Genomic DNA, 9,548 nt, shown 5'->3' on the forward strand with positions numbered 1-9,548 from the left:
ATGCATGAAAGGGCCTCCAAAGAGCGAGTTGCGATGGCCCACTCTGCCAGAGTGCGGGCCACGATCCACTCCCCATGGGATCTGCGCTCGCGCAGATGCCCACCTGTCGGACGTTTGTCCGTTACCTGATCGACAATGTCGGCAGGCCGTGCATTTCGATATCCGAGGTTAGCCACGCTGTAATATTTCCGCTTTGCGACCTCACGGATTGGGAACTTGGGGATCTCATTGCGCGAAGCGCGATCGACGCGGGATTTGCGATTGAATTCGAACGCCGCGGGTGCCTAGGACGCCTGTCAAGACTCAATAGCCGAACAGCTGCTTTAGTCATGTGGCTCCCAATCACGGACGGTCAGGTTGCGGCCCCCAAAAAGCCGCCAGGCGGCAACGCGCCTGATATCGCACTTTGAGATTAACTCTGCCGCTTCCTGTTAGCCGAAGTTGCAAGCGGCCCCGCTAACAATCGTGGTTGCGCCTTTAGTGCATCGTGGTTCAGACCGCTGGCGGATTAGAACTCATGTTGGCTTTGCGATCGGCTCGTCGCTGCCGACAATCGGTGACCTATATAAAGGGGCATGTCCACGCGCCGAAAAATCAATGCAACAGCGAAGCTGATTGGAGAGTGGCCTTTAACCCCGGCTGCAACGTTTGGATCGTCCGTCAGAGCGAGGGGTATTTTTCTCGAAATACGCGCCCGCCTTCCAACGGAGTTCAGGAAATTGCTCAATATCGAGTCCCGCGTGCTTACCCTGCGCCTGTCTGAGGGCGCCGAGAATGATGTGCAGGTGGTATTCGGGATCGTATCCAAAGCACTGCAGAATATCGAAGACCTGCCCGTAATCCCCCGTGAAATCGAGGACATTCTGACGATCTCGACGGCCGAACGGCACCGCTGGCTGAAAGATGGTCGCTTGCAGAGCGCCGGGACGAAAACCGTGAAACTCCGCGGGCGGGCAAGGAACATCACCTTTCACGTGTTCGACCCGGAGCACGTGGAGGATGTGCTTGACCGCGACCTGGTTACGGTCTGGCGCGAACAGGACGCAGCGACAGCTGCAGAGAACAGGCGGCGAGCCGCGGGGAAGGCCGCTATGAAACGTGCTCAAAGAAGCGGTCGCGGAACTGCAGCTTCAACTGGCTACGGCCCCGACGAGAACGCGCACTCCAGTTTGCGCGGCTGGGAAGATTTTGAGAATGACGGACTCCTGCGCTGATAGGCCGGGCGCACAAGCAGTTTAGGACGTTTGCCTGCGCCGTGCGAGATGCGCAAGAAGGGCCGTCAAACGCATCGCGTTCAGGACCCGCTTCGCAGGAACACCGCCCTTGCGCGCCATCTCGACACCCCAATGCATGTGGTCGAGCTCGCGGATCGAATGAGCGTCCGGATTGATGCTGAAGATGCAGCCCTGATCGAGTGCCTTTTGATGCCAGCGCCAGTCGAGGTCGAGTCGCCACGGATGTGCGTTGATTTCGACAGCGACGCCGTGTTTCGCACACGCTTTGAGGACTTTGTCGACGTCGAGATCATAACCGGGCCGGCGCAACAGCTGGCGACCGGTCATGTGCCCGATAATTGTCGTCCGAGGATTTCCGATCGCCTCAATGATACGCTCCGTCTGTTCCTTCTTGGGCAACTTGAAGCGGCTGTGCACGCTCGCGACGACGAAATCGAACTGCTCCAAGATATGATTCGGGTAATCGAGCGAGCCATCCGCCAGGATGTCCGCCTCGATGCCCTTCAATATGCGAAATTTTCCATTGTATGCCTTGTTCAGCCGGTCAGCTTCGCGGTGCTGTTCAGCAATCTCCTGCAACGAAAGGCCGCCTGCGTAGTGAGCGGACTGCGAATGATCGGCGACACCATAGTATTCGAAACCGCGCCTACGCGTGGCTTCAGCCATTGCCTCAAGCGTTTCGGTGCCATCGGATGCGGTCGTGTGAGAATGCAGGATGCCATGCAGATCTTCATCCCGAATGAGGGCGGGTAGCTTCTGCTTTGCCGCTCGCTCAATCTCGTCCCTGCCTTCGCGCAATTCAGGTTCGATAAACTGCAAGTCTAGAGCTTGGTAGATTTCTTCTTCTGTCGCTGACGCGATCAGCTTTCTCCCGCGATGGAGCCCGTCGGCGTTTAGGGTGAATCCCTTGTCGGCCGCGAACGTCTTCAGTTGCTCAAGGTGGTCTGCCGAACCGGTTGCTTCGAGCAGGCTCGCGCCAAAGTGCTTCCTGTCCGTGACAACAAGCCTGAGGGTCGTATCCTCGATTCCAGTCGACTTTCTGGCCTGTGCTACCAGGGCGAAGTCGGAAACGAGCTCGCAACCGCGTCGGAAGTCACCTGCAATTTCCACGCGCGAAAACTCTGGATGCTGTTGCTTTACCGATATGACCGCATGGTGGAGAAGAGCGGCGGCCTTGTGCAGGTGAAGTTGCGTTTCGCCGCTTCGCACGATGGCCAGGTTCTGCAGCAGCTTTGTCTGAAGCGCGGCGCCGAGGCCTTTGACAGGGCGGATGCGGTCTTCTCTTGCTGCGGCCTCGAGCTCCGCCAGCGAGTTCACGCCGAGCGCCTGATGAAGCTTCAGTATCTTATCGGGACGAAGCCCGGGTATGGCAAACAGCTCCATCACGCCAGCTGGAACATCCTCGCGCAGCTTCTCAAGGCTTGGGTGCGTGCCGGTTTGGTAAAGCTTGGTCACGATGTCTGCGATCGCGTCACCGATCCCCGGGATCTTGGTGAGGGCGCCGGCGGCGATGATCCGATCAAGCGGCTGCGACAGCGCCGTCAGACTGTCTGCCGCGCGCAAGTATGCCTTTGTGCGATAGGGATTGTCGCCGCGCATAGACGCCCGTTGCGCGTATTCCCTCAAAAGACTGGCGACGGTCCTCGGATCGCTTTTTGCCATGGCTTCAGCCCAACGAGGCCGATCTCCGCAGGTTCCAATCAGGCAAGACCATGAGCGCCGCGTTGCCCTTTAAATCCCGGCTTTACTGCCTCTTCCCGCGTCGGCGCTACAGATTGGGCAAGGATTGGTCAGCGCGACCCCATCCCGCCAGAGCTTTGGAGGCGGCGCGTTTCTTTAATTCAGGAGCATCGCCCACGTGGAAATGAGAGGGCGCATCTATTGTCTTCATCTCCGCCCACGTGATCGGTGCCGCGACAGGAGCGCCCGGACGTGATCTTGCGCTGTAGGGCATGATCGCGGTCGCCCCGCGCTGATTGCGTAGATAGTCCACAAAGATGCGACCCTTGCGGCGCGCCTTTGACAACACAGCCGTGAAATGGGCCGGATCGCTCTGGGCGACCGCCTGCGCCAGGCGAGACGCGAAGTCCTTCACCTCTGGCCACTCGGCGCCAGGGGTGAGGGGCGCGATGACGTGCACTCCTTTGCCTCCCGTCAGCATCGGGAAAGTCGTAAGCCCCAGAGATTTAAGGATAGCGCGGAACTGAAAGGCAGCGGCGCGGACGGCCTCAAAATCGAGGCCTTCATCGGGGTCGAGGTCGAACACGAGGCGGTCGGCCTTTTCGACATCCTCGATCCGAGCCCCCCATCCATGCAGCTCGATCGTTCCCATCTGGACGCAAGTCATGAGTCCGTCGGCATCGTCGACATAGAGATATGGTTCCTCGTGCCCGTCCTTCTCCGTGATGCCGACGTGGTGGACTTTGTCGCCAAAGCTGCCGGCGTCGTGTTTTTGGAAGAAGCACTTCTTCGCGCGGCCCTGTGGGCATCGAACCAGACTGATCGGCCGGCTGCCAACCCAAGGAAGCATGATCGCCGCGACCGCTGCGTAATGGTCGGCAAGCTGTCCCTTGGTGATGTTGGACTCCGGATAGATGACGCGGTCACGGTTACTTATCGCGATGGCGGTTGTCGCAGACGCGGCGAGATCGGCTGCATGACGTTCCGTCTCGAGCACGACCGCCTCCGGCTTCTTGTCTTCACGGAGACCAAGATAGCTCGGATGTCGTAACGTCCCTTCATTTGTCATTTCGGTGAAGGCAATCTCAGCGACCAGTTTCGGACGGAGCCAGTGTGCGCCGCGCACTTCGGCGCGTGGTGCGTCGACGGTGGCGGCCTTCTGCTCAAGCGGCGCCATGATCTTCAAGAGACGAAGAAGTTCAGCGGTATCGAAGCCGGTGCCGACTTTCCCGGCGTAACGCAGCTTGCCGCGGTCATGAACGCCAAGGATCAAGGACCGAAACGCGCGGACCTTGTCGGACGGCGTCCAGCCGACAATCACAAATTCCTGCCGCCTGATGCATTTGATCTTCAGCCAGCTTGCGCCGCGGGCCGCCACATAACTCGAATCCGCGAGCTTTGAGATGACGCCCTCAAGGCCGGCAGCGCAGAAGCGATCGAGCAGCTCTTCTCCGCGGCCGAGGATATGGTCGGAGTAACGAAGGACCGGATTTTTCGCAGGCAAGATCGCCTCCAGCTTCGCCTTGCGCTCAACAAGAGGAAGCCTTGTCAGATCTTCGCCGTCGAGCTGCAGCAGATCGAACGCATAAAAGTCGATAGTCGCCGGGGCACCCTTCAATGCATTTTGAAGCGCTTGGAAGTTAGATCTTCCTTCGGCATCGACAACCACGGCCTCGCCGTCAATCAGGGCGGAGCGCACCTTGAGCTTGCGAGCCTCGGAGAGGACCGAGGGAAAACGGCTAGACCAGTCCAGACCAGATCGTGTGTAGGCTCGCGCCTCGCCTCCGCCGACCGCAACGAGAATACGATAGCCGTCGTATTTCATTTCATGGATCCAACGATCGCCGGCAGGGACCGTGTCCACGAGCGTTGCGAGCTGGACCGGCCGGAAAGCGGGCGGCGCTAAAGTGACCTCGTCACGAGCGGGCGACTTCGCTTGACTAGCGCTCGACGCATTGATTGCCTTACGCGACGTTGGCTTGACCACCCTGACCTAAACCATACTCAGAGACGAAACAGCGTTATTTGCCGTCCAACGCGCGACTACTTCTTTAGTTTCGCTGGCGGCCGTGTTGAGCTTTTCGCGATCATTGCCGACCCGCTTGATTAGCGCCTCGGCCTGAGGCCGTGCTTCCTGCCTCCGGCCCTTCCATTCCCGATTTTCGCGCACAGCTCACAGGCAATAATCAAGAGCAGGAACGGGCCCTCAAATGCCGCCACAGCGTATCCGGTTTCTGCCATCGGCTTTAGAAGCCTGACATCCGGTTCCGGTCCCCTGTGCGTACGGTTTTGATCTTCTCGTCGAACCCTATGTTCGATTGATGATTACTCGACGTGCCCCATTGACGCCAACTACCTCGCCCAGAGCAGCTCCGATGCCAGTTTCAAGAAGTGCAAAATGGCCCATGAATGCGCGGACCAGAGTGAATGCTCTCGTATCCGGGTCTATTTCGAGCAGCGCGGGACTTAGTCAGCATTAGACAGCCTAACGGGTCCTTCCCAACATAGCCATGGGCACCGGCCTGCTACTCACGCAGCACCCCCTCCTCCTTGGCAGCAGCCTCGAAAGCCTGACGGACCTCTTCCGGAGTCACACGGTCCTGAAAGGCGTCGGCGCACAGTTGCACAGCCTTCCTCCACTTAGGTCCCATCTTGGTCCACTTCATGAGTTCCTCGGCGGCACCCTCGACGTTGTTGCACCCGTAGGTGACCCCAGGTCGGTCGGTCTTGACGTACACCGGAGGGGAGAACCAATGGGTTGCCACGACAACTCCTACTCTGGTGAGAGATACACCTTGGCCTCCTTAGCGGCAGCCTCGAAGGCCTTTCGTATTACATGAGGGTCAATCGGATCGCCCTCCAAGGCTGACAGGCAGAGGGTCACCGCCTTATGCCAGCGAGGCCCTCGCCGGGTCCACATCTTGAGCTGCTCAAGGGCTTCCTTCGCGTTGTTGCAGCCATGCCTGACACCGGTTTCAGTCTTCACGAACACCGGAGGGACGAACCAGATGGGCGCCATGATACCTCCTACTGAGGGGAGAGATACACGTTGGCCTCCTTGGCAGCCACCTCAAAGGCTTCACGGACCTCATGGGGGACATCCTGCCCTCGAACGCGTCGACGCAGGATTGGACCGCCTTCGTCCACCTCGGGCCCTTTGTGTCCCATGCCAGGAGTTCCTCGGCGGCTCCCTCGACGTGGCTGACCCCATTGCGAATGCCCGGACGTTTCGTCTTCACGTAGACCGGGGGAGCGAACCAGAGGGGACCATAAGAGGGAACTTAGAGCGGGAAGAGCCCGCTGACCAACCCCGCTTTAGCCGCAGCTAAGGAACGATGTAGGCCCTCGCGGGTTTAGAGCTTGCAGCGGTCGATCTTCGTGGATGTGCAGCCGCTGTGGGGGGGGTCCGTCGCCTCTCATCTCCATGCTTGGCGGCGGGCTCCTTTCGCGAGGGCGGTGTTGGTCAGAGACACATAGAACCTTGTACCCCATCCAATTTAGCTAGTCGTCATTGGGGGGAGTAGTGTCCCCTCCTCTTTTGCAGCAGCCAGGAATGCCTTGCGGGCCTCCTCAGGTTCCATCTCGTCGAAAATCACGGCCATGCAAACGCGCACCGCGAGGTCCCACCAAGGGCCACGCTTGGTCCACTTCATAAGCTCCTCGCCGGCTGCCTCGGCGTTGTTGACATTGCGGATGATCCCGGGACGCTCGGTCTTGACGGGGACCGGAGGGTTGAACCAGTGGAGAGCCATGCGGTCACTCTTTGTCGGCCCGATCAAGTTCCTCCAGCCTATACTGCTCAGCCGGCAGCTCCCGTTCTACAGGCAGATTTAGCATCCTGCGAAGGTAATTGCGGATTACCTCTAACTAGCGCAGGACGGCGCGCTTCCGTTGCGATGCCACAGTGACTGAATTTGGCTGACAGCTACTCGCGACCGTCGAAAGCCACGCAGAGGCCCATGGCAGTTGCTGCCTCGTCGATTGCCCCGGTTAGTTCTTCGTCAGAGGCCACCAAGCAAGGCGCAGCCTCCCGAGCTTCGCGTAGTGCAGCTTTGATCGAGACCGTGTCGCCACGGTCCGCCCTGTTGAGGAAGCGGTTATTCGCGAAGATCGAACCCGACGAACAGGCCAAAGGCTGGGGCAACATTGACAATAAGCTCCACCAGCTCGCAGTCAGTTTCCGCCAGATGTGGCCCGTCTCGGCGCACCGCTGCGATAGTCCCTTTGACGGAGATGATTTGGCCGCGACGGGCTTGTAGGATCAGCTCGTGAACAAGGTGTTTGGCAGTCACTTTGTCGGGTCGGCAGTTCGTCCAAACGTTCATACAAGGCCTCCCACCTCAGCGAGAACCCAAGGGAACATTCATGATCCTCTGTCGAGAAAAATCAAGCAGAATGTTTGATAACTTCTGAGTGGGAATCAGGGACAAGCCACGAAGCGAGCTTCTATACTCTTTGACCTGACGCTCAGCCAGCCGGCTAGGAACCTTCTTCTGTCGGTCCCTGTTTGGCCCGATCAATAGCCGCAAGTAATGACTGTAGGGTTGGCGGCAGTTCTGGTTCGACCTCCAGATTTAAGAACGTTTGTACGTGATGACGATAGCCTTCGGAACGGATCAGTTTCCGAAACGCTTCGGAGACAGACTGATGGTCTGCTTTGTTGCTCGTTGTCATGTTCGGGAAGTCCGTCCCAATGAGCCGCAACTCGCCCGCAACGAATGGGTTCCATCAGGAGGTCGGAATATTTGGTAGAAATTTCTGAGCGGGAGATCGGATAACTGGCTCGCGCGAAGCCCCCCGTGCCCCCTTGGTTTGCCGCAGCATTAATCCTCGCTCTTTGAACTGAAGATTCGTGTCGATCTAGCGTCGGTGTTGCACATCGTGAACGTTGGAATGCTTCTGTCCAATGTTTGCTCACGCTGTGATGCCAATAGGGCAGGCTCTTGTGGCAGGGTGCCGCCCCACGGATTTAGCATGACAAGAGGGTTGCTTTCCGTATTTTGGCAGGGTATCGGATTTGGCAGGTAGCCTAATGGCAGGAAGGAAGACCCATGAACTTCGGATACGCGCGGACCTCGACCACAGATCAGGTAGCCGGATTGGACGATCAGGTGACGGCGCTGGAGAAGGCCGGATGCAAGCGTGTGTACAAGGAGCATGTCTCTGGGGCCGCTTCGAGGCGGGAGCGGCTTGAGCGGCTCGTGGAGGGGCTGGAAGCGGGTGACACGCTGACGGTGACCAAAATGGACCGCCTAGCGAGGAACGTCAGACAGCTTCTCGAGATCGTGGAGGACTTGGAGGGGCGTGGCGTAGCGCTGCGTATCCTCGACTTCAACGGCGACACGGTCGACACCAAGACCTCGACCGGCAAGCTCATGTTGACGATGTTCGGGGCGTTCGCGGAGTTTGAGCGTAGCGTCGTGCTGGAGCGCCAACGGATCGGGATCGATGCCGCAAAAGGCGACAAGACCAAGTACCCAGGACGGAAGCCGACAGCGATGGGGAAGCGCGACAAGATCGTGAAGTTGGATGCCGAGGGCATGACCAGAACAGCGATAGCCAAGGAACTGGGGGTCAGTGAGCGGAGCGTCTATCGGGCGCTTCAGGGGACCGGTGAGCCGATAGGGTGACCACTAGAACTACGAGGCGAATTAGGCCCCACCAGACTATGAAACGCTCCTCTCCCAAGCTGACCCGCACGGTTCTCCCTGCATTGCGACTGCCTGTAGCTTTGGCGAGGCGCGTGTGTCCTGATCAGTGCCTTTCCATGGGGACAATCAGTCCCATCGACCACACCCAACAAAGGAGCAATGACGACAACCGGCCTCACGCACAAGATTCCTGACAGTCCCATCGGCCTAGTCTCTTGGACAAGAGGGCTGATATGAATACTGAAGTCGAAGAACGCAAACTTGATCCCGCCTTGGCTCTCCCGGTACTCGATGAATCCGCACCGCGCGAACCGCATCGGCAATTTGCGCTGAAGCACGAGGACGGCTTCGTCGTCGCCGACAGCTACGGCGACATACGAGGCACGGGCGACGGGCTCTTCTGCGACGACACGCGTGTGCTGTCGCGCTTCCGGCTGTTGATCGCTGACCGCATGCCCTCATTGCTTGGCGCGTCCTTGTCGCAAGACAACATCTTGTTCACAGCCAATCTAACCAATCTCGCCGCAGTGGGGCCAAACGGCAGTGAAGTTCCAGCGAGCGCCGTACACATCGATCGGAGCCGGTTCATCTGGCAAGACCGCATGTTCGAGCGTATTACCTTCACCAACTACTCCGCGCGCGAGATTGCGTTGCCGGTCCGGCTCGACTTCGATGCCGATTTCCGAGACATGTTCGAGTTGCGCGGCACCACGCGTAGCCGTCGCGGTCGTGCCCATGACGGGCTGATCAGCGAGGCAAGCGTCACATTTCGGTCCGAAGGGCTCGATACCGGAACGACGTACCTGAAGGCGAAAGATCGATTTCCGCTCCACGCTCCTCGTTTGTGGCCATCGCCGACCGAGAGGAAGTTCGCCGCTCCGCTGACACGTGGCTGGACGGGGCGCGCCAAGGTCATCGCTGACTGTCAAACCATTTCTGCAGAATTTGACGCACACAAGGCCGATCCGAGGCCAACTGGGAG

At 58.9% G+C, this 9,548-nt stretch carries 9 protein-coding genes; 3 read left to right on the forward strand and 6 right to left on the reverse strand.

Annotation, left to right across the window (positions count from 1 at the left end):
• Positions 1-575: 575 nt before the first annotated feature.
• Positions 576-1,214: a hypothetical protein gene (locus NKJ32_RS34535; RefSeq protein WP_352594637.1), complete on the forward strand. Its 639-nt coding sequence runs from the start codon at positions 576-578 to the stop codon at positions 1,212-1,214.
• 21 nt (positions 1,215-1,235) lie between these two features.
• Here the strand turns inward: NKJ32_RS34535 and NKJ32_RS34540 are convergent, their stop codons facing one another.
• The 6 genes from NKJ32_RS34540 to NKJ32_RS34565 form a co-directional block, all read right to left on the reverse strand.
• A complete protein-coding gene (locus NKJ32_RS34540) occupies positions 1,236-2,897 on the reverse strand; it encodes a DNA polymerase/3'-5' exonuclease PolX (protein ID WP_352594639.1) in 1,662 nt (553 codons plus the stop codon).
• Between the two features lie 106 nt (positions 2,898-3,003).
• Entirely contained in the window at positions 3,004-4,902 is a 1,899-nt protein-coding gene (gene ligD / locus NKJ32_RS34545; RefSeq protein WP_352594641.1) for a DNA ligase D, read from the reverse strand.
• A 538-nt stretch (positions 4,903-5,440) separates the two neighbouring features.
• Entirely contained in the window at positions 5,441-5,680 is a 240-nt protein-coding gene (locus NKJ32_RS34550) for a DUF982 domain-containing protein (protein ID WP_352625651.1), read from the reverse strand.
• Between the two features lie 8 nt (positions 5,681-5,688).
• Positions 5,689-5,934 (reverse strand): DUF982 domain-containing protein, encoded by a 246-nt coding sequence (locus tag NKJ32_RS34555; protein WP_352625652.1) that lies wholly within the window; start codon positions 5,932-5,934, stop codon positions 5,689-5,691.
• Positions 5,935-6,412: 478 nt separating this feature from the next.
• Entirely contained in the window at positions 6,413-6,667 is a 255-nt protein-coding gene (locus NKJ32_RS34560; protein WP_352595415.1) for a DUF982 domain-containing protein, read from the reverse strand.
• A gap of 345 nt (positions 6,668-7,012) precedes the next feature.
• Positions 7,013-7,240 carry a hypothetical protein gene (locus NKJ32_RS34565; RefSeq protein WP_352595417.1) on the reverse strand — a complete coding sequence of 76 codons (228 nt, stop codon included), beginning with the start codon at positions 7,238-7,240 and terminating at the stop codon, positions 7,013-7,015.
• Positions 7,241-7,966: 726 nt separating this feature from the next.
• On the opposite strand from NKJ32_RS34565, the gene NKJ32_RS34570 reads away from it, so the two are divergent.
• Together NKJ32_RS34570 and NKJ32_RS34575 are read left to right on the forward strand one after the other, a co-directional pair.
• Positions 7,967-8,545 carry a recombinase family protein gene (locus NKJ32_RS34570; protein WP_352830377.1) on the forward strand — a complete coding sequence of 193 codons (579 nt, stop codon included), beginning with the start codon at positions 7,967-7,969 and terminating at the stop codon, positions 8,543-8,545.
• A 254-nt stretch (positions 8,546-8,799) separates the two neighbouring features.
• Positions 8,800-9,548, forward strand: a 749-nt coding sequence (locus tag NKJ32_RS34575; protein ID WP_352830380.1) for a glycogen debranching N-terminal domain-containing protein, incomplete at its 3' end; no start/stop codon positions are given.

The sequence above is a fragment of the Mesorhizobium sp. M0159 genome, assembly GCF_040322295.1.
Classification (GTDB): Bacteria; Pseudomonadota; Alphaproteobacteria; order Rhizobiales; family Rhizobiaceae; genus Mesorhizobium.